The 20,221-nt window shown below is 63.9% G+C and carries 20 protein-coding genes; 9 read left to right on the forward strand and 11 right to left on the reverse strand.

Annotation, left to right across the window (positions count from 1 at the left end; translation table 11 throughout):
* Nucleotides 1-12 precede the first annotated feature (12 nt).
* From ASD80_RS01420 to ASD80_RS01430, 3 genes are read right to left on the reverse strand one after another with little or no spacing between them, the layout of a single operon-like run.
* Complete coding sequence (locus ASD80_RS01420; RefSeq protein WP_056227885.1) at nucleotides 13-1,929, reverse strand: DUF2207 domain-containing protein; 1,917 nt, start codon at nucleotides 1,927-1,929, stop codon at nucleotides 13-15.
* Between the two features lie 5 nt (nucleotides 1,930-1,934).
* Nucleotides 1,935-2,495, reverse strand: coding sequence for a LemA family protein (locus ASD80_RS01425; RefSeq protein ID WP_056227888.1), 561 nt, complete (start codon nucleotides 2,493-2,495; stop codon nucleotides 1,935-1,937).
* A 21-nt stretch (nucleotides 2,496-2,516) separates the two neighbouring features.
* Entirely contained in the window at nucleotides 2,517-2,729 is a 213-nt protein-coding gene (locus ASD80_RS01430; RefSeq protein ID WP_056227889.1) for a hypothetical protein, read from the reverse strand.
* Nucleotides 2,730-2,798: 69 nt separating this feature from the next.
* On the opposite strand from ASD80_RS01430, the gene rnk reads away from it, so the two are divergent.
* Nucleotides 2,799-3,206, forward strand: coding sequence for a nucleoside diphosphate kinase regulator (gene rnk / locus ASD80_RS01435; protein ID WP_056227892.1), 408 nt, complete (start codon nucleotides 2,799-2,801; stop codon nucleotides 3,204-3,206).
* Between the two features lie 14 nt (nucleotides 3,207-3,220).
* Here rnk and ASD80_RS01440 read toward each other — a convergent pair whose 3' ends face one another.
* From ASD80_RS01440 to ASD80_RS01450, 3 genes are all read right to left on the reverse strand, one after another.
* Nucleotides 3,221-4,123, reverse strand: coding sequence for a glycine--tRNA ligase subunit alpha (locus tag ASD80_RS01440; protein WP_056228232.1), 903 nt, complete (start codon nucleotides 4,121-4,123; stop codon nucleotides 3,221-3,223).
* Between the two features lie 72 nt (nucleotides 4,124-4,195).
* On the reverse strand, nucleotides 4,196-4,429 hold the full coding sequence (locus tag ASD80_RS01445; RefSeq protein WP_056227895.1) for a hypothetical protein: 234 nt from the start codon (nucleotides 4,427-4,429) through the stop codon (nucleotides 4,196-4,198).
* Nucleotides 4,430-4,512: 83 nt separating this feature from the next.
* The gene (locus ASD80_RS01450; protein ID WP_162247294.1) at nucleotides 4,513-5,178 is read right to left on the reverse strand and encodes a methyltransferase; all 666 of its coding nucleotides are present in this window, start codon (nucleotides 5,176-5,178) and stop codon (nucleotides 4,513-4,515) included.
* Nucleotides 5,179-5,411: 233 nt separating this feature from the next.
* Here ASD80_RS01450 and ASD80_RS01455 point away from each other — a divergent pair, with 233 nt between their 5' ends.
* Nucleotides 5,412-6,407, forward strand: a complete 996-nt coding sequence (locus ASD80_RS01455; protein ID WP_056227902.1) for a polyprenyl synthetase family protein — start codon at nucleotides 5,412-5,414, stop codon at nucleotides 6,405-6,407.
* A gap of 24 nt (nucleotides 6,408-6,431) precedes the next feature.
* On the opposite strand, the gene ASD80_RS01460 is transcribed toward ASD80_RS01455, so the two are convergent.
* The 3 genes from ASD80_RS01460 to ASD80_RS01470 all read right to left on the reverse strand — a co-directional run bounded on the left by ASD80_RS01460 (nucleotide 6,432) and on the right by ASD80_RS01470 (nucleotide 10,809).
* Nucleotides 6,432-7,307 (reverse strand): 4-(cytidine 5'-diphospho)-2-C-methyl-D-erythritol kinase, encoded by an 876-nt coding sequence (locus ASD80_RS01460; RefSeq protein WP_056227905.1) that lies wholly within the window; start codon nucleotides 7,305-7,307, stop codon nucleotides 6,432-6,434.
* A 4-nt stretch (nucleotides 7,308-7,311) separates the two neighbouring features.
* Nucleotides 7,312-9,054, reverse strand: a complete 1,743-nt coding sequence (locus tag ASD80_RS01465; protein ID WP_156460270.1) for a tetratricopeptide repeat protein — start codon at nucleotides 9,052-9,054, stop codon at nucleotides 7,312-7,314.
* 108 nt (nucleotides 9,055-9,162) lie between these two features.
* Entirely contained in the window at nucleotides 9,163-10,809 is a 1,647-nt protein-coding gene (locus tag ASD80_RS01470) for an electron transfer flavoprotein-ubiquinone oxidoreductase (RefSeq protein ID WP_056227910.1), read from the reverse strand.
* Nucleotides 10,810-10,884: 75 nt separating this feature from the next.
* Here ASD80_RS01470 and ASD80_RS01475 point away from each other — a divergent pair, with 75 nt between their 5' ends.
* The 3 genes from ASD80_RS01475 (at nucleotide 10,885) to moaB (ending at nucleotide 13,665) form a co-directional block, all read left to right on the forward strand.
* A complete protein-coding gene (locus ASD80_RS01475; RefSeq protein WP_056227913.1) occupies nucleotides 10,885-11,685 on the forward strand; it encodes a uracil-DNA glycosylase in 801 nt (266 codons plus the stop codon).
* Between the two features lie 140 nt (nucleotides 11,686-11,825).
* Complete coding sequence (locus tag ASD80_RS01480; RefSeq protein WP_082554965.1) at nucleotides 11,826-13,151, forward strand: MFS transporter; 1,326 nt, start codon at nucleotides 11,826-11,828, stop codon at nucleotides 13,149-13,151.
* Complete coding sequence (gene moaB, locus ASD80_RS01485) at nucleotides 13,129-13,665, forward strand: molybdenum cofactor biosynthesis protein B (protein WP_056227917.1); 537 nt, start codon at nucleotides 13,129-13,131, stop codon at nucleotides 13,663-13,665. Before ASD80_RS01480 ends, moaB begins: the two co-directional genes overlap by 23 nt.
* A 63-nt stretch (nucleotides 13,666-13,728) precedes the next feature.
* On the opposite strand, the gene ASD80_RS01490 is transcribed toward moaB, so the two are convergent.
* A complete protein-coding gene (locus ASD80_RS01490) occupies nucleotides 13,729-15,219 on the reverse strand; it encodes an MDR family MFS transporter (RefSeq protein WP_056227919.1) in 1,491 nt (496 codons plus the stop codon).
* Between the two features lie 449 nt (nucleotides 15,220-15,668).
* Between ASD80_RS01490 and ASD80_RS01495 the strand changes: the two genes are divergently transcribed.
* Nucleotides 15,669-16,817 carry a PA0069 family radical SAM protein gene (locus ASD80_RS01495; protein ID WP_082554966.1) on the forward strand — a complete coding sequence of 383 codons (1,149 nt, stop codon included), beginning with the start codon at nucleotides 15,669-15,671 and terminating at the stop codon, nucleotides 16,815-16,817.
* Between the two features lie 5 nt (nucleotides 16,818-16,822).
* Here ASD80_RS01495 and ASD80_RS01500 read toward each other — a convergent pair whose 3' ends face one another.
* Nucleotides 16,823-17,410 carry a hypothetical protein gene (locus ASD80_RS01500; protein WP_056227922.1) on the reverse strand — a complete coding sequence of 196 codons (588 nt, stop codon included), beginning with the start codon at nucleotides 17,408-17,410 and terminating at the stop codon, nucleotides 16,823-16,825.
* 88 nt (nucleotides 17,411-17,498) lie between these two features.
* On the opposite strand from ASD80_RS01500, the gene ASD80_RS01505 reads away from it, so the two are divergent.
* The 3 genes from ASD80_RS01505 (at nucleotide 17,499) to ASD80_RS01515 (ending at nucleotide 19,798) form a co-directional block, all read left to right on the forward strand.
* A complete protein-coding gene (locus ASD80_RS01505) occupies nucleotides 17,499-17,855 on the forward strand; it encodes a DUF4180 domain-containing protein (RefSeq protein WP_200950192.1) in 357 nt (118 codons plus the stop codon).
* Nucleotides 17,856-17,874: 19 nt separating this feature from the next.
* Nucleotides 17,875-18,546, forward strand: coding sequence for a ribonuclease HII (locus ASD80_RS01510; protein ID WP_244488901.1), 672 nt, complete (start codon nucleotides 17,875-17,877; stop codon nucleotides 18,544-18,546).
* A gap of 118 nt (nucleotides 18,547-18,664) precedes the next feature.
* Nucleotides 18,665-19,798 carry a site-specific DNA-methyltransferase gene (locus ASD80_RS01515; RefSeq protein WP_056227925.1) on the forward strand — a complete coding sequence of 378 codons (1,134 nt, stop codon included), beginning with the start codon at nucleotides 18,665-18,667 and terminating at the stop codon, nucleotides 19,796-19,798.
* Nucleotides 19,799-20,221 lie beyond the last annotated feature (423 nt).

Here is a 20,221-nt window from a genome sequence, read left to right on the forward strand (position 1 = left end):
GTCTATTGGCGATTACCAGCCACCACCACCACCACCGCCTCCGCCGCCACCGGAGGAGCCGCCGCCACCGCCCGAAGAGAAGCCGGAGGAACTGGCCTGCACCGGCTGGGCCGCCACCATGGCCGCCGTCATGCTTGCGGCCGCCGCGCTCACCGCATTGGTCATGCTCGAAGCCGCGCGGCCTGACGAACCAAACGAGCCGCCATGATACCAGACTGGCTGATAGAGGCCCGAGGCGTCGGAAACGGCATTGCGCGCCAGTTCGGCCTCGAAGTGGTTGCTCCAGGGTTTCTCGACGCCGAGCGCGACGGCATAGGGCAGCAAGCGCTCGAAGCGGCTGATGGTCATGGGCGGGGCGCCCGCCATGTTCATGCGCTCCTTCTCAGCGGTCTCGATATAGAGCTTGAGCCCGTCTATCTGGTCCATGATCTTGCGGCCCTGCATGGTCGGCGCGCGCATCAGCACGGCGAAGACGATGGTGACCACGACGATGGAAATGGCGGAGATGGCGCCGGTATTGACTTCGATGCTGCTGAAGCTGTCGACCAGCATGCTGCCGATATTGAACAGGAAGATCGCGATCCAAAAGATGCCGAAGAAGCGCAGGAACTGAAATCCGTGCCGCAGATGGGCGATGCCGCCAATGGCGATGCCGGCGACGATGCCGAGCACCACCGAGACCACCAGCCATTCCGGCGTCAGCACGTCGATGGCTACCATACCGACCAGCAGGCCCAGGCCCAGTACCAGGCCGAGAATGGTGTAGCCGGTATTGTTCCGGAACCAGAGCGAGCGGTTCTCGCTCTCGATGGCGGCGGTGAATTCACCGCGCTTCTTCTGCAATTTGGGGCCGGTGCTCTTGTCGATGACCGTGGTTCCCTCGGCGCTGAGATAGTCGAAGAGAACTTTTTCGCCGGCCGTCAATGCCTCACCGGGCTGCTTGCCGGTGGTGGCGATCTTGAGCGTGTTGGCGGCGTTGTCGATGACCACGAGGCCTTTGACGCCGAGATCGAAAATGGCCGAGGTCAGCGCCACCCAGCCGGAATTCTCGAAGCCCCATTTGTGCACGTAATGCACCAGCGGTGGCGAGAATCCCTTGGGCGGGTGGAACAGGGGAATGATGGTGCCCTTTTCCGGGTCGCGTCCGACGCGGAACCAGGCCAGGGCGTTATAGGCTATAGCCAGCAGCGCGGCGAGAACGGGCAGGATCACCTCGCTCAGGTCGCCCAGCCGTTGCTGGAAGGCGGCAAGTCCGGTGGGAAAGGCGATGACGCCCTTGTTGAAGGCCACGGCGATGGTCATGCCCTCGCCTGCCCCCAGCGCGCGACCGGCGCGGAAAGCCGCCGTGGCGTCGGATGTCCGCTTGATCGATACGGCCTGCTCGGTCGAGCCGGCCTCGCCGGTATAGCCGGCCAGGTTCGAAATCACCGCGCCGTCGGGCAGGGTCACATTGGCGCGCGCCGCCAGGATCGGGAAAATCCAGTAATTGCCGGTAGCGTTCCAGTAGAGCTCGTCGTGGTCGGCGAATTCCCGTGCCATGCGGGTCATGGTGTAGCGGATGACGTAGCGGTGCAGGCCGCGATCGAGGAAGGCATCCGGGTTGCCGATCCAGATGCGCTGGAAATTGCCCATGCGCTCGACCCGATACATTTCCTGATCGCCTTCGCGCGTTACCCCGCCCACTTCAAGCTGCGGCCGCACCTTGCCGCCGTCGCTGCCAAGCATCACCACCGGAATGTCGCGATAGATGCCGCGGCGGATTTCCAAGCCCTCGGCATTGACGTCGATGGTTTCGGTGACGTCCACCGAACCGTCGGCATTGAGCACAACGTCGGAGGTGAACGCGCGGATTTCCTCGCGCGCCATGGTGGGCAATACGAGAAACAGCCCGATCAGCAGGGCAATGATCGGCCGGACGACGAGGCGCATGGCGGCTAGTTGAACTTGACCGAGGGCACGGCCCGGTCAGCCTCGTTCTCCAGCTCAAAATACTGCGCCTTCTGGAAGCCGAAGGGGCCGGCGATGAAGTTGGACGGCACCGATTCGACCATGACGTTGAGGTTGCGCACCGCGCCATTGTAGTAGCGGCGCGCCATCTGGATTTCGTCCTCGACCGTCTGCAGCGCTTCCTGGAATTCGAGGAAGGTAGTGTTGGCCTTGAGGTCCGGATAGGCCTCGGCGGTGGCGATCAACCGGCCCAAAGCCGACGACAACTGGCCTTCGGCCGCGGCACGCTGTTCGGGCGTGCCATTGGCGGCGCTGGTGGCGGCGGCGCGGGCATTGGTCACCGCCTCGAGCGTTTCGCGCTCATGGCCCATATAGCCCTTCACGGTTTCCAGGAGGTTGGGAATGAGGTCAGTGCGGCGCTTGAGCTGCACGTCGATACCGGACCAGCCCTCCTCCACCATCTGCCGGTTCTTCACCAGACCGTTATAGATGGTAATGGCGTAAAAAGCGGCGACAACGACAAGGCCAAGGATGATCCAACCGATCATGTGCGTGACTCCTCATGCGCATCAGGATTGCGCGGAAGATTGGCATTCCACCGATTTGGGCGCAATGGGCGGCATCTTGCCTTTGGCCGCTTCCAGCACTACGTTCATCTCATGATCAGAACCGCTGCACATTGGCTGGAAAATCCCCTCGCGGGATATCAACCCTAAGCATGCCCGCAGCGCCGGCGCCTGCTTAGGGTAGGCGCGCAGCAGTTCTGCCGCGATCTGGCGCATTTTCCAAATCAATCATCGCCGAACCGGCGCGCCTGAAAGCGCGACAACGGCCATACGAGAACACACATCATGACGACGACCATTCACAACGACCTCAGCCCCAGGATCGTGCTAGGTGCAGCGGACCACCGCCAGCTCAACATCCTGGCCATGGCCGGGCTTGACCGCACGCCCGACCAGTCCGACACCCTGCTCCGCGAACTCGAACGCGCCCGCGTGGTCGATGATACCAAGGTGCCCGCGGACATCATCCGCATGGGCTCCACGGTGCAGTATCGCACTGATTCCGGGCAGGAACCGCAGGTGACGCTGGTCTATCCCGTCGACGCCGACATTGCCACTGGTCGCATCTCCGTGCTGACGCCGGTCGGCACGGCCCTGATCGGCCTGCGAGTCGGCCAGTCCATCACCTGGCGCGACCGCGCGCACAAGCGTCACATGCTGACGGTGCTGTCAGTGGCGCAGCCCAATGCCTGAATAGCGCGGGGCGGTTACTCCGCCCCGCCGCCTGCCGTCTGCAGCCAGGCCTCGCCGCAGCTCTTGGCGAGTTCGCGGATGCGCAGGATATAGCTCTGGCGCTCGGTGACCGAGATGACGCCGCGGGCGTCGAGCAGATTGAAATTGTGACTGGCCTTGACGACCTGCTCATAGGCGGGGATCGCCATGGTCTGGCGGTTGCCCGCGGCACCCTTGGCCAGGATCGAGCGGCATTCCTTTTCCGCATCATCGAAGTGACGGAACAGGATTTCGGTGTCGGCCGCCTCGAAATTGTATTTGCTGGATTCCTGCTCGTTCTGCAGGAACACGTCGCCATAGGTGACCTTGTCGTCGCCAGTGCCGCCGTTGAAATTGAGGTCATAGACGTTTTCGACGCCCTGCACATACATGGCGAGGCGTTCGAGCCCATAGGTGATTTCGCCCGGCACCGGCGAGCATTCAAAACCCGCTACCTGCTGGAAATAGGTGAACTGGCTGACTTCCATGCCGTCGCACCAGCATTCCCAGCCCAGGCCCCAGGCGCCCAGCGTCGGGCTTTCCCAGTCATCCTCAACGAAGCGGATATCGTGCAGGCTGGCATCGAGGCCGATTTCGGCAAGCGACCTGAGATAGAGATCCTGGATATTGTCCGGCGACGGCTTCAGGATCACCTGGAACTGGTAATAATGCTGAAGCCGGTTGGGATTCTCGCCATAGCGACCATCCTTGGGCCGGCGGCTGGGCTGCACATAGGCGGCCTTCCACGGCTTGGGACCGAGGGCGCGCAGCGTCGTGGCGGTGTGGAAGGTGCCGGCGCCCATCTGCATGTCGTAGGGCTGCAGGATCACGCAACCCTGCTCCGCCCAGTAATTCTGCAGCGTCAGGATCAGACCCTGGAAGGAATTCCTCGGGTCCATATGCGGCGGGCGGTTGGTCATCTGGCAGTCCCTGATTTCGGGACAAACCTCTAGTTTGACCGCCCGTCAGGGTCAACGGCGTTTGTCGTCGTCGCCGGGCCGGAAGGTGCCATCTTCGTCGCGCTTGAGGTCGATGACGCCCGGTTGCGCCCGTTCGTGCAGGTCGCGTTCGCGGCGCAAGCGGCGCACTTCCTCGTCGTCGGCCTTGAACTGGCTGGTCCAGTCGCGCCAGATCTTGCGCACACCCAACCAGATGGCGATGCCGATAATAGCGAAGATCAGGACGCGGAGCAGCATGCCGGTCATGGGCGGTCCTTGGTGGTCACGGTCAGGGCGGCCATGTTCGATCCTCGTTTCGTCGGGCCAGATTTAGGGCGTGTCCGCGCCGATTACCAGACAAGCCGCGCCGTGCCACGAAAGATTGCATCGAATTCAGGGCGGAAGGCGCGGCCCGTCAGTTCGTGCAGCGCACGCCCGGCCAGCAGCGTCAGCGGCGCGCGCGAACCCTTGATGCCACGCACCAGCACGCGGCTCGCCGCTTCGCCCTCGCGCGGGCTCAGCGGCAATACCGTAACCGCGCCGAATCTCCGGGTGAATCCAGCCAGCAAAGGTGCGAGGCTTTGCGAGGGATAGACGAAAATCACCTCGCCGCCCGCTGCCGCAGCACCGGCGGCAGACTTGATCCATAGATCGAGCAAGGCGGCGTCCATGTGCCGCGCCCCCGCCCGGCCGGCATCGGCAGCCAGCGTGCCATCGCCGTCGGCGAAAAAGGGCGGATTGGCGATAACGCAGTCATAGCTGTTGTCGACGAGGCCCGCCTTGTGCCGGTTGGCGCCCTTGCCGGTCACGTCGGCGATGACGATCCGCGACCGGCCAGCGAGCCCGTTATCGGCGGCATTGGCCTCGGCCAGCGCCGCCATTTCGGCATTCTGGTCGGCCAAAATGGCCGCGAGCCCGGTATTGAACGTCATGGCAACAAAGGCGGCCGTACCCACGCCGCAGCCCAGGTCCAGCAGGCTTTTGCGGCCTTCCGTCACCGCCGCGCCGAGCAACACACTGTCGAGCCCCGCACGGAAACCGCGGCTGGGCTGCGACAGAGTGAGCCTGCCTCCTAAAAAGGCATCGCGCGTTACTGTTTGGTGTTTTACAAAGGCTTTTGGCTGGTCTAGGGACATCGCACCCCGAAGGCCGGTTTGGCGCGACCTTACATGGCCCGGTGCCACAGGCTCAACCAGATTTGCCAAAACGGCAAACGAGGACGGAAACAGCAGTGTCAGTTCTGACGCAGATGAGAGAAGCGCCGGTGGCCAATCCGGTCGAACGGCTGCTTGAAGCGACCGCCGCCGATATGGCCGAGGTCAACGCGCTCATTCTGAGTCGCGCCGATTCTCATGTCGAAATGGTGCCCGAACTCGCCCGCTACCTCATCGAGAGCGGCGGCAAACGCCTGCGCCCCATGCTGACCGTCGCTGCCGCGCAGCTCTTCGGCAAGGGCAAGGGCAGCGCCATCAATTTCGCTGCTGCCGTCGAGTTCATGCACAATGCCACCCTGCTCCACGACGATGTCGTCGATGAGAGCGACATGCGCCGCGGCAAGCCGGCCGCCCGCATGGTCTGGGGTAACAAGGCCTCCATCCTGGTGGGCGATTTCTTGCTCGGCCAGGCCTTTATGATGATGGTGGAAACCGGCGACATCGCCGCACTCGGTGTGCTGTCGGCGGCTTCGGCCGTGATGGCCGAGGGTGAAGTGTTCCAGCTTGCCAAGACGGGCGACCTCAGCACCACGCCGGCCGACTATGCCGAAGTCATCCGCGCCAAGACCGCCGTACTGTTCGAGGCGGCCTGCGAAGTGGGCGCCATGTCGGGCGGCGCTGACGCCACCGGACGGGAGGCGCTGGCCCGTTACGGGCTCGAGCTGGGCAATGCCTTCCAACTCGTCGACGACGCGCTCGACTATGGCGGGCAGGCCGGCACGCTGGGCAAGAATACCGGCGACGACCTGCGCGAAGGCAAGATGACCCTGCCGATCATTTTGGCGCTGGCCGATGGCAGCGACGCCGAACGCGCTATCATCACCACGGCCCTAGGCGATGCCGAGGCCAGTGCCGAGCAGGTTGCCGGGGTGGTCGCGATTCTGGAGCGCCACAAGGCGCTCGCCCGCACGCTGGATCAGGCCCATGCCCATGCAAGGGCGGCCCAACAGGCACTCAATGTCCTGCCAGCCTCCGACATGCGTGCGCTGCTGGCCGACGTGGTCGAATTCAGCGTGTTGCGGGCTTACTAGGGCACGTACCACGAGGGCCTGACTCTACGGCAATATCAGCGGCGCGGCCGCGACCCAATGGTCCGGATTGGCCGCCCGCATCACCTGCGCCGCCTGATGCGCCTGTCCGCTGGACCCGAACAAGCCGAACACTGTCGCTCCCGAGCCCGACATGCGCGCCAGCATGCAGCCCTGCGTCTCGCCAAGGTGCGCGACGATATCGCCGATGACCGGCACCAGTTTCACCGCTGGCGGCTGCAAATCATTGCGCGTTTCGGCAAGCCAGATGCCCAGTTGCGCCGGCCGGGTCAGCGGCGAGGGCAATTCGGGCAATGGATAATTGTCATGCGCCCGCAACCGCCGGAACACATCGGCCGTCGCCAGCGGCACCATGGGATTGACCAGCACGATGTGGCAGGCCGGAAATTCGGGCAGCGGCGCCAGCACTTCGCCGACGCCGCGCGCCACCAGCGGCATCGAGACCAGGCAGGCCGGGACATCGGCGCCCAGTGTCGCCGCCATGTCGGCCAGATCGGGCACCGCGATGGGGCGGCTCGACAGCCCCGCCATCAGCCGCAGGGCCGCGGCTGCATCGGCCGAGCCGCCGCCGATGCCGGCCGCCACAGGCAGGTTCTTGGTGAGATGCAGCGCCAGCCTGGCTTTCACGGCATCGGGCCAGCGGGCACGGAACGCTGCCACGGCGCGCGACACCAGATTGGTTTCGCCCACGCCCAGAGCCTTGGCAAAGGGGCCGCTGATAACCAGCGTGTCGGTGTCGGCCGGTTCCGCCTGAAGTTCGTCGGCGACATCGGCGAACACGACCAGGCTTTCGAGATCGTGATAGCCGTCCTCGCGCCGATGCGTCACATGCAAAGCCAGGTTGACCTTGGCCGGCGCGAGCTGGAGGAGCGGTTCTGCCATGCAGCTACTTGGTCGCGTTGGCTTCGGTCAGCCCTTCGGCGAGCTTGGGGGCGACGCGCTCCTTGACGTTGCCGACTTCGTCGACCGAGGCAGCCACATTCCACTGGAACCTGGCCTCGAGCTTGCGCCCGGCCCGCCAGTAGGCGTCGCCCAGATGGTCGTTGATCTCCGCATCGTTGGGACGCAGCAATACGGCCTGTTCGAGCGTGGTCACCGCCTCCTCGATACGGCCGAGCTTGTAGAAGGCCCAGCCCAGCGAGTCGACGATATAGCCATCCTGCGGCTGCGCTTCGACGGCCTTCTCGATCATATCGAGAGCCTGTTCGAGGTGCATGTCCTGATCGATCCAGCTATAGCCGAGATAGTTGAGCACCGCCGGCTGCTCGGGATTGAGGTCCAACGCCTTGAGGAAATCGGCCTCGGCCTTGGGCCATTCCTTGGCCCGTTCATAGGCGATGCCGCGCACATAGTAGAAGCGCCAGTCCGAGGGGCTGTCACCGCCGGTCAAGGCCAGTGCTTCGGTATAGGCCTCGGCGGCCTTCGCATACTGCTCGTCGTAGCGCAGCAGGTCGCCCAGCACCGACACCGCATCGAGATCGTTCGGACGGCTGGCGACGATGTTGTTGAGCCGGCGCAGCGCTTCCGCGCGATTGCCGGTGGCATCGAGATTCTGCGCCACGCGCACCACGGCTGTCGGCTTCATCGGCGAGGTGGCGGGCACGGCCTCGTAGATCGTATTGGCCGCATCATGCTGGTCGGCCGTATCGAGCAACTGCCCCAGCGCCAGCGCGATCACATCGGCCGAGGGATCGAGATAGAGGCCCATGCGCAGGAAAACCAGCGCGAGATCCAGGCTGCCGTCGCGCGACAGGGCCACGCCGATGCCGTGGAACATTTCGGCAGCGCCGACCTGGACATTGGCGGCAAAAATCCCCGGACGTTGGCCGGCCTCGATCTGCTCCTTGACGATGGTCACTACCGGATGGGTCAGGCCCTGGTTCTCGAATTGGGCAATGACGTCCCTGGCTTCGTCGAACCGCCCGGCATTGGCGAGGATACGGGCGTAAACTTCGACGATGCGGGCCACATAGGGTTCGGCATCGAAGGCCCGGCCGGCCAGCTCGATGGCGCTTTCGGTGTCGCCCGAGGCCTCGGCCATCAGCGCCCGGTGAAAGACCAGGAAATCTTCGAGCCCGGACTGACCAAGCTTGTCGAGTTCGGCGTCGGCCTCGGCCTTGCGGCTGTCGCCGACCAGCGCCCAGGCGCGCAGGATGCCGGCGGTGATGCCGGTGAAGCTGTCCTGACCGATGGCGCCCAGCATCTGCTCGGATGCGCCATAGCGGCGTTCCTTGAGCGCCTCGGTGGCAACCACGAGTTCGGCCAGCTCATTGTCGGGGTCGAGTTCGAGCAGGTGCTTGGCAGTCGACGATGCCTGGCCGATCTGCCCATCGGCCGCGAAGGCGATGAAAGCGCGCTCGACCAGCACGGGATTGTCCCAGTCGCCTTGCGCCGCCTGGTAGAAATAGCGGGCGGCCTCATCGGTGCGCAGATCGTGCAACGCCTGCTGGCCAGCCATATAGGCGCCGGTGACGCTGGTCCGGAACATCGGCAGCAGGCCGAGAGCGGTCAACGGATCGGTTTGCGCGGTCTGCACGGACTGGGCCGATTGCGTCGCATGAACGGCTGATACCGAGAGCAGCACGGCGATGAGCGCCGGGCGCGCGATGCGGGTCAGAAGCGATGTCACGAGGCTGGTTACTCCGTTGGCCTGTTCGGGCCGGTTCTGGCGGCGAAGATTGTCCGTTTTGGGACTGCGCCGCAAGGGCGCGCCACATAGCGTGATCCCGCCCGAAATTCACATGCCGCTGTAATTGGGTCCGCTGCCCCCTTCGGGCGGGACCCAGGTGATATTTTGCGCCGGGTCCTTGATGTCGCAGGTCTTGCAATGCACGCAGTTGGCGGCATGGATGCGGAACACCGGCGCCCCGGCTTCTTCGGCCATTTCATAGACCCCAGCCGGGCAATAGAGCGGCGCCGGCTCGCCATAGACCGGCAGGTTGTCGCGCACCGGCATGGCGGGATCGGCCAGGCGCAGATGCACCGGCTGGTCCTCGTCATGCGCCAGGTTGGCCAGATAGACCGAGGAAGCCCGATCGAAGGTCAGCTTGCCGTCCGGCTTGGCATAGGTCCGGGCCGGCAGCGTGCCCTTGGACCTGAGCCCCTGATAGTCCGGCTTGCCGTGATGCAGCGTGCCCAGCAGCGAGTGGCCGAGAATAGCCGAGCTCCATAGCTCTACCCCACCCGCCAATGCGCCCAGCACCGTACCCAGCCGGGTCCAGAGCGGCTTGACGTTGCGCACGCCCTGCAGCTCGCTGGCTATGCCGGTAGCCATGATGCGATGACCGAAATCCTTGATGAGATCGTGCTGGCGACCCTTGCCAATGGCCTCGGCCACCGCGTCAGCCGCACCGATGCCGGACAGGATGGCATTGTGAATGGCCTTGAGCCGGGGCGCATTCATGAAGCCGGCCGCGCAACCGATCAGCCCACCGCCGGGAAAAGCCAACGTCGGGATCGACTGCCAGCCACCGGCCGTCACCGCACGGGCGCCGTAGCTGAGGCGCGTCGCGCCCTCGAGCAGCGGCGCCACCGATTTGTGCGTCTTGAAGCGCTGGAATTCATCGAAAGGCGACAGCGTCGGATCGGCATAGTCGAGATAGGTCACCAGCCCGACATAGAGCTTGCGATCCTCGGCATGATAGACAAAGCCGCCGCCGGCCGTGGCATTGTCGAGCGGGAAGCCGAGATAATGGTCCACCCTGCCCTGCTGGTGCTTCTCCGCCGGAATCTCCCAGACTTCCTTGATGCCGAGCCCATATTTCTGCGGCTCGCGCGCCAGTTGATGTGCACCGATGATCTGCTTGGCCAGCGAACCCCGCGCGCCCTCGGCGATCAGCGTATATTTGGCTTCAAGCGCAATGCCCTCGGCAAAGCCGGGCTTGGGGTTGCCCTCATGGTCGCGGCCAAGATCGCCGGTGATGATACCGCGCACCGGCCCCTTGCCGCTCGACAGCACGTCCACCGCCGCGGTCATCGGGAAAATATCGACGCCCAGCCCGGCCGCCTGTTCGCCCAACCAGCGCACCAGGTTGCCGAGGCTGACGATGACGCCGTCGCGCGTCTTCAACTGCGGTGGCACCAGCAGGTGCGGCAGGGCGAAGTCATGCTTTTCGGTCAGCAGGTGATAGGTGTCGCGGGTAACGTCAGGCCCCACCGGCGCGCCCTTGAGCCGCCAGTCGGGAATCAGCGCGTCGAGGCCGGCAGGGTCCATCACCGCGCCGGAGAGGATATGTCCGCCCAGTTCGGCGGCCTTTTCGACCACGGTCACCGCGATCTCGGGGTGACGCTGCTTGATCCGGATGGCCGCAGCGAGCCCCGACGGACCCGCGCCGACGATCAGCACATCGGTCGAAAGGGTTTCGCGCGAACCGGCCTCTGCCATATAGGATTGTCCTCAACTCGCATTTGGAACCGGCGCGGCTGGCCGCGCCAAACGGGCTGTGACATAACAGAGAACATGGCTCAAGATCGACCGCTAAATCACGACGAAATGCTCGCCGTGCTCGATTGGTATCGGGCGGCGGGCGTCGATACTGCCGTGGGCGAGGAGCCGGTGGATCGCTTCGCCCAGCGCCCGCCACAGCGCGTAACGCCGCCCCCGGCAGCCGCACCGGCTGCGGAGCGGCCCGTCGAAGCTCCGATGCTCGGCGGCGATCCGTCAGAAGCGCGCAGCCTTGCCGCTTCGGCGCAGTCGCTCGATCAGTTGCAGGCAATCCTAGGCGCCTATGACGGCTGCGGGCTCAAGCTGCGCGCCACCCAGCTCGTCTTTGCCGATGGCAATCCGGAGGCCGAGATCATGTTGATCGGCGAAGCCCCCGGCGCCGAGGAGGATCGGCAGGGCAAGCCCTTCGTCGGCAAATCTGGGCAATTGCTCGATCGCATGCTTGGTGCCATCGGGCTCGACCGCACCAATGTCTATATCGCCAACACCGTGCCCTGGCGCCCCCCCGGCAACCGCACCCCGACGCCCGAGGAAATGGCGCTCTGCCTGCCCTTCCTGCACCGCCAGGTGGAGCTCGTGGCCCCCAAGCTGGTGATGACGCTGGGCGGCCCTGCCATGCAGACGATCTTCTCCACCACCACCGGCATCATCAAGATGCGCGGCAAATGGTCGAGCGTCGCCATTGGCCACCACACCGTCGATGCCATTCCCACGCTGCATCCGGCTTACCTGCTGCGCAACCCGGCCGCCAAGCAACAGGCCTGGCGCGACATGCTGAGCCTCAAGCTGAAGGCGGAAGAGCTGGGGTTGAACTAAGCTCATGCCACGCCCTCGTGGTTCGAGGGCGTGGCATAATGTCGTGATCCTTCCCAATTTCGTCCTGCCAATCGGGGAACGTCGCGTTATGGTGACCGTTGCGATTTGCAACGTTCCGATCCAGCACAGCCGAAAGTGCCATGGCCTCTGTAATCAAGATTTACGCCCTGTTCCTCGGCTCCGCGCTGCTCATGTTCGGCGGCGGCCTGCAGGGCCTGCTGCTATCGGTGCGCGGCGCCGAGGAAGGGTTCTCGCTGCTGGCGCTGGGCCTGATCGGCACGGGCTGGTCGGTGGGTTTTGTCGTGGGCTCGATCACCGTGCCCATGGTGGTGCGCAAGGTCGGGCATATCCGCGCCTTTTCGGTCATGGCGGCCATCGGCACCGTCACCATCCTGCTCAACCTGCTGCTGATCAACGATATCAGTTGGATCCTGTTGCGCGCGCTCAGCGGCTTCTGCTTTGCCGGCGCGGCGATGATCGTGGAAAGCTGGCTCAACGAAGTGGCCGAGAACAAGAGCCGGGGCACTATCTTCTCGATCTACGTCACCATCAACATGGCCGCCTCGACATTGGGGCAAATCTCCATGTCGATCACCGGCACGGCCGGCTATGTCCCCTTCGTACTCGGCGCCATCAGCTTCATCTGTGCGGTGCTGCCCACGGCGATGACGTCGAGCCCGCAGCCGCGTCCCCTGTCGTCGGCAAAGATCGACGTGGGCCTTCTCTACCGCACCTCGCCGGTCGCGGCGATCGCCGCTTTTTCGGTCGGCATGGCCAATGGCGCCTTCGGCACTCTCGCCCCGGTTTACGGCCACGAGCAGGGGCTCGATGCCGGTGGCATTTCACTGCTCTTTGCCCTCGCGGCCATTCTCGGCGCCGTGGCGCAGATTCCATTTGGGCGCCTGTCCGACCGCATCGACCGGCGGCTGGTGCTGATCGGGCTATCCGGATTTGCCGCCGTGGTCGGGGCCCTCACCGTCCTCATCAATCCAGGCCCCAACTGGATGATGTTCGTGCTCTTTGCAGCCTATGGCTTTGCGGCCAACCCGATCTACGCGGTGGCCGTGGCCCATGCCAACGACTTCGCCAAGGATGGCGATTTTGCCAAGATCGCCGGCGGCATGCTGCTGATCCTGGGCATCGGCCTGGCCATCGGCCCGGCTCTGGCCTCGGTGATCATGGGCGCCTGGTCGCCGGTGGGCCTGTTCATCGTTACTTCGTCCTTCCACGGCGCCCTGGCTGTTACCGCCTATCTCCGCATGCGCATCCGCAAAAGCGTCGATGCCTCTGAGCGCGCGCCGTTCCAACCGATGAGCGACAAGCAGGTGACGCCGGAAACCTTTGTGCTCGATCCACGCGGTGATAGTGATGTCGACGACATTCCAGTGCAGCACGAAGCCGCGGTGCCGGATGAACTTATCGAGACGGTGGGGCCCGAAGACGATGTTCAAGACAAGCCGGTTTGAGGATCGCGCGTTCAAGCCGCTTTCCATCGCCGTCATCGCCGTTTCCGATACGCGGACGCTCGAAACCGACACGGGCGGCGCCCTGCTTAAGTCTCTGCTGGAGGTCGACGGTCACCGCTGCGCCGAGCGCGTCGTGGTGCGCGACGATATCCAGCTCATCCGCCGCGCGGTGCAGGGCTTCGTCGCCGATCCCGATGTCGACGTGATCCTCACTACCGGGGGCACCGGCTTTTCCGGCCGCGACGTGACGCCCGAGGCGGTCGAGCCGCTGTTCGACAAGCGGATGGAGGGCTTTTCGGTGCTGTTCCACCAATATTCGGCCACCACCGTCGGCACCAGCTCGCTGCAGTCGCGCGCCACAGCGGGGCTGATCGGCACCACTTTCGTCTTCTGCCTGCCCGGTTCGCGTGGCGCCTGCCGCGACGCCTGGGAGGGCATCCTCACCCACCAGCTCGATTACCGGCACAAGCCGTGCAATTTCGTCGAACTGATGCCCCGGCTGGACGAGCGCTGATCCAACAAAAACGGCGCCGGTGAAGGTCACCGGCGCCGCCATTCATTCTGTCAGGATTTAGTCTTAGTGGCCGTGGCTCATGCCCGCATTGCCTTCCGGCTTGCGGATGAAGAAGGCCGCGACGATGGCGAAGAGCGAGATCACCGCACCAACCAGGAAGGCCGAACGGATGCCGGCGGCCAGGGCTTCGACCGGATCGAGCCCCTCACCCGCCAGACCCGCCGTGCGGATGGTCATCAGCGCGATGAACAGCGCAATACCCGCCGCGCCGGCCAGTTGCTGCACCGAACCCAGGACCGCCGAAGCGTGCGAATAAAGCTCGCTACGCACTGAACCCATGGAGGAGGTGAAGACCGGCGTGAAGATCAGCGACAGGCCGATGCTCAGCACGACGTGCCCGGCCAGCAGCGCCCAGACCGAGGTATCCTGGCCCACCATGGTCAGCGCCCAGAGCACGGCCGAGACCAGGATTGCGCCCGGCACAGCCAGAACCTGCGGACCGACACGGTCATAGAGACGGCCAACCACCGGACCCATCAGGCCCATGATGAGGCCGCCGGGCAGCAGCAGCAAACCGGTCTGCAGCGTATCGAGGCCGACCACCTGCACCGTATAGATCGGCAGCAGGATCACCGTGCCGAACAGCGCCATCATGGCCACCAGCATCATGCTGACCGACACCGTATAGTTCCGCGACTGGAACACACGCAGGTCGAGCAGCGCCTTGTTGTCCTGCTGCAGGCCAAGCTGCCGCCAGACGAAGGCGATCATGGCGACCACACCAACGGCGATCGGCAGCCAGATCGGCATGGCGGTAGCGTCGCCGGGATGGGCGAAGCTCTCGCCGAAGCTGGACAGGCCGTAGATCAGCCCGCCAAAGGCGAAAGCCGACAGGATAACCGAGAGGACGTCGAGCGGCGCATAGCGCGGCGTCGACACGTTCTGGATCTTGCGCCAGCCGAGCAGCAGGGCACCGATGGCAATCGGCAGCACCAGGATGAACATCCAGCGCCATTCGAGATTGGCCAGGATGAAGCCGCCAATGGTCGGGCCGATGGCCGGGGCCACCGACATGACGATGGAGATATTGCCCATGGTCTTGCCGCGGGCTTCCGGGGGAACCAGCGTCATGACGGTGGTCATCAGCAGCGGCATCATGATGGCCGTGCCGACGGCCTGCACGACGCGGCCGGCGATCAGCAACTCGATGCCGGGCGACACCGCACAGAGGAGCGTGCCCAATGTGAAGATCGACATGGCGAGCAGGAAGATCGGCCGCGTATTGAGCCGCTGCAGCAGGAAGCCGGTCACCGGAATGACGACCGCCATGGTCAGCAGGAAGGCCGTGGTCAGCCACTGGGCGACGCTGGCAGCGACGCCCAGATCGGTCATCAAATGGGGAATGGCCACGCTCATAATGGTTTCGTTGAGAAACACAACGAAGGTGGAAACCAGCAGCAGGGCGATGACCAGCCTGTTGCGCGCGGCATCGGTCTGGACGACCGGTGGCGCGCCGACCAGGTCCGCGTCGAATGTGGTTGCGTCGTTACTCATGGTGTTTTCCTTGAAAACTGGAATTGCCTTGTCAGCGGGACGACGGGTGGCGTCGCTGGATTTCGACGTCACCTTGAAAAGATTCCGCGACAGCCCCTGTCAGCAGCATCTTCGTTAAGCAATAGCTTTAGTAATTTATGTCTCCGCCAGGGTCAATGCTAAATCTTTCACTTAAGCATTAAGCGATCGAAATGACCCGCAGGCGAAGGGAGGGCGTATCTAGGCCGATCGGGTGACGAGGTCCACCCGCATAAACGCAATTCTGCCTTGCGAAATCGTGTTTTTGCCTCTTCAAGTCGGAGCCGGCGATACCCATTTAAGCTCCAGGCGGCGGGCCATAGCGTTGCCTCCAGTCATCATGTTCTTGTTTTGTTCCATTGGAACTGCTACATCTTCCAGGCGTTCTGCAGTCACGATTCGACTGCGGCGCGCCCGGCAGGAGATGTCTCATGGCCCTCTATCAGGCCCCGTCTTTCGAAGCGTTGGAAAAGCTCAGCCGCAGCCGCGACGCCGATCTGGCGCGGCGCGAACTGCTCGAACCCGACCGCATCCGCGGCCGCGGGGCGCAGAGTAATGTTACCGGGCGCTTCGAAAGACAGAAGCGCGAGGGGTTCGATGACGGCTGGGACAATGTGGAACCGCTGTCGATCTTCGAGACGGTGGAGCATGTCGAGCGCGCCAAGACCATCATCACTACCAATGACAGCCCGGACATCGGTTTCGAGCGCTCGATCAATGCCTATCGCGGCTGTGAGCACGGCTGCTCCTATTGCTATGCCCGGCCCAGCCATGCCTTCCTCGGCCATTCGGCCGGCGTGGAATTCGAGCGCGACATCTATGTGAAGGTCAATGCGGTCGAGGCGCTGCGGGCCGAGATCGGCGCCAAGGGCTACAAGACCAAGCCCATCGCCATGGGCACCAATACCGACCCCTACCAGCCGGCCGAGCGCAAGCACAAGCTGACGCGCGGCATTCTCGAAGTCATGCTCGAAACCCGCCACCCGGTGATGATCACCACCAAGTCGGCGCTGATCATCCGTGACCTCGATATCCTGACCGAACTGGCCAGGCTGGGGCTGGTCAAAGTGGCCATTTCGATGACCTCGATGGACCACAAGCTCAGCCGCAGGATGGAGCCGCGTGCCTCCTCGCCGGCCCGGCGGCTCGAAGCCATCCGCCTGCTCAGCGAAGCGGACGTTCCCGTGGCCGTCTTCGCCTCGCCGATGATCCCGGCCATCAACGACATGGAACTCGAGCGTATCCTCGACGCCGCCGCGGCACAGGGCGCCACCAGCGCCTCGATGATTCTGTTGCGCCTGCCCGGCGAAGTGCGCGACGTGTTCCGCGAATGGCTGCTGCGCCACTTCCCCGACCGGGTGCGTCATGTACTGGCGCTGGTGCGCGATACGCGCGGCGGCAAGGACTACGACTCCCGCTTCGGCACCCGCATGACCGGCGAAGGCCCCTATGCCACCCTGCTGCGCCAGCGCTTCGACAAGGCGCGCGAGCGCTATGGGCTGGATGCGAAACTGCCCAGCCTGCGCAACGACCTGTTCGTGGCGCCACGCCTGGAAGAGCGGCAGATGAGCTTGTTCTAAAGGTCCTAGTACTGCGCCACCTTGCGCGCATAGGTAGCCATGAAGTCGAGCGAAGCGATAACGCCGCGCAGCGACAGCCAGACCTCCTTGCTCGCCGCGTCACCGCTGAGCGGCACGCTGAGCATCAGGGAATTCCGTTCCTTCATCCGCTCGATCAGCGCCGCCTTGCGGGCAGGGTCGGCCACGAAATACTGGTTGACCGTATTGTAGCGCGTCTCGAGATCAGTCGTGAAATCGAAGGCTTCGGGCGCCTCGCCGCCGAAGGCCAGGATCAGCGGCCTGTTCACGTCGACCTCGACGCCGTCGGCCGCCACGGTGATGGCCAGGTCGAGTTCGCCATTGAGCCGGTTGCGAAACAGGGTCAGTTTGTAGGCCGGCAGGTTGGCGCCGTTCAGTTCCTGGCTGCCGGTGCTGGCAAAGCAGGAAAAGCCGTAATAGTCCGTCGCGCTTTCATCGATCACGTCCGGGCACGCCGCCAGCCAGTCCCGATGGTATTCCCGCCACTCGCCAAATGAATGGTGAAACGGCTCGGCCAGGGTCGGCAGGCAAGACGCGAGGAGCACAATAAAGGCGCTGCCAATTCTGGCGATCATCGAATTCTCTTTGCTGGCGCCCCCCGGCGGAACCGACTATAGCAACCCGCCCCGGCCCGGCACAGGGCTAAATCACGGAGAGGTCGTCGTGAATATCACCAGGCACAAGGGGCTAGTCATCTGCGAATTGCCGCCCGAAGGTGGTCTTCTTGGTGGCGAGCTGACCGGTCCCGACCTCATCGGGGAAGCCTATGACGCGGACCCCGATATCATCGTGGTGCCGGTCATCCGCCTCGCCCCCGGCTTTCTCGATCTCGGCACGCGCATTGCCGGCGAGGTCTTCCAGAAGATGGAACAATATGGCCGGCGCCTCGTCATACAGGGCGATATCGCCACCGAGGTCGCGGCCAGCAAGGCACTGCACGACTTTGTCTATGAGACCAACCGGCGGGGCCACCACCTGTTCGTGCCCGATCACGCAGGCCTCATCGCCCGCCTCGGTTGACTTGCGGCGCGGCGGGCCGATGCTGGGCGACATGCTGTTCGATTCGTCCATCCAGACCGAGCCCGACTATAGCCATGAGCGCGCGCTCATGGCCCGCGGCGCCCGCATTGTCGCCGGCGTCGATGAAGCCGGGCGCGGGCCGCTGGCCGGGCCGGTGGTGGTTTCGGCCGTGGTGCTCGACGCCGCGGCCATTCCGCCCGGCCTCAACGATTCCAAGAAGCTGACCGAAGAACAGCGCGAATTGCTGTTCGAGCAGGTGATGGCCACGGCGCTGGCGGTGTCCGTCGTGGTCGCTCCGCCCTCCATCATTCTCTCACGCAATATCCGCGGCGCCACGCTCTGGGCCATGGCCCAATCTGCCAGCAGCCTCAGCCTCCGTCCCGACCGCGTGCTGATCGATGGCCGCGACGTGCCCATGGGTCTGCCCTGCGAGGGGCTGGCGCTGATCGGCGGCGACGGCCGCAGCGTCTCTATCGCCGCCGCCTCCATCGTCGCCAAGGTTACCCGCGACCGCATGTGCCGCATCATGGACGGCGACGCGCCGCATTTCGGCTTTGCCGGCCACAAGGGCTATTCCACCCCCCAGCACATGCGCGCGCTGGTCGAACACGGCCCCTGCCGCCACCACCGCGAGGAATTCGCCCCGGTCGCGGAAGCCTGGGAACGGGTCCGGGGCATGAAGGTGGCCTGAGGCTGTTCCTCTCCCCCGGAGGAAGTGCCCTTAACCTCCCGCTAACTCTTTGAAAAAACACTCTATTAACTCTGACGTTCTATAACGGCCGGGTTAGTACTGCGTTAGGGTTAAGTGTATGTTGCGTACCGCGCGTACGGCTCAGAAGGCCGCTGCGGAGGAGGCACCGCGCCTCCCGATCGATACAATTCTGGTGGGCGATTGCATCGACCACATGAATGCCCTGCCGGCCGGCTCGGTTGATCTCATCTTTGCGGACCCACCGTATAACCTGCAGCTCGATCAGGGCCTCACCCGCCCCGACCAGAGCAAGGTCGATGCGGTCGATGACGACTGGGACAAGTTCGACAGCTTTGCCCACTACGACGCCTTTACCCGCGCCTGGCTCAAGGCGGCCCGCCGCGTGCTCAAGCCCGATGGAGCCCTCTGGGTCATCGGCAGCTATCACAATATCTTCCGCGTCGGCACGGCGCTCCAGGATCTCGATTTCTGGATGCTGAACGATGTCATCTGGCGCAAAGCGAACCCCATGCCAAACTTCCGCGGCACCCGCTTCACCAATGCGCATGAAACGCTGATCTGGGCTGCCAGAAGCCAGAAAAGCCGCGTCACCTTCAACTATGAAGCCATGAAGCTGGCCAATGACGATACGCAGATGCGCAGCGACTGGCTGTTCCCCATCTGCACCGGCGCCGAACGGCTCAAGGACGATGACGACGAGAAGGTGCATCCGACGCAGAAGCCCGAAGCCCTGCTGTTCCGCATCCTCAATGCCACCACCAAGCCCGGCGATGTCGTGCTCGACCCCTTCTTCGGCACCGGCACCACTGGCGCCGTCGCCCGCAAGCTGGGCCGCCATTTCATCGGCATCGATCGCGAGGAAACCTATATCAACGCCGCGCTCAAGCGCATCGCGGCGATCCGCCCGGGCGTGTTCGAAGCCCTGCAATCGGTCACGCCGAAGCGCAAGGAAGCCCGCATTCCCTTCGGTTCACTGATCGAGCAGGGACTTATTGATCCGGGCACGCAACTCTTCGACTTAACGAAACGTTACTCTGCCATGGTTCGTGCTGACGGCTCACTTGTCTCCGGGACGCACCAGGGCTCCATCCACAAGGTGGGGGCGCTGGTTCAGGGTTCCGAAGCATGCAACGGGTGGACCTTCTGGCACCACGAACAGGATGGGCGCGTAGCACCCATCGACGAGTTGCGCACGGGCATTCGTGCAAAACTTGATTTGCTTTCTGCCTGATCCTGACCTCCAATCACGTCTCAGGCTCTACTGACTGGCCGCCGGTTTGCCCCGGCGGCCTTTTTGTCGTCATTTATCCCCACTCGTGGACGGTCAGGTAGCATGTCGACCCTTGGAGGTGAGACATGATGGCGACGTCAGATTCGGAACTCAAACGTGCAATCCTTGAAGCCAGGGCAGCCATTTCAATTTGGCGGGCGGAGCTTTGGCTGAAGCGCTACGATCCCAACCAACCCAGGGTGCCCGCGGGCAGACCCGATGGTGGCAATGGACTGGCGACGGTGATGTAGCGATGAGACACAGATTTTCGGAGGCTGAATGCGACCGACAATTGAAGGATGATACCTTTCATTGCAACATGGTGGGATTGGCTAGTTGCCATGAGCAAGCAATGTTCAGGTATGGTGATTGCCTTACCGGAAA

Origin of the sequence: Devosia sp. Root635 (genome assembly GCF_001427605.1) — a bacterium.
GTDB lineage: Bacteria > Pseudomonadota > Alphaproteobacteria > Rhizobiales > Devosiaceae > Devosia.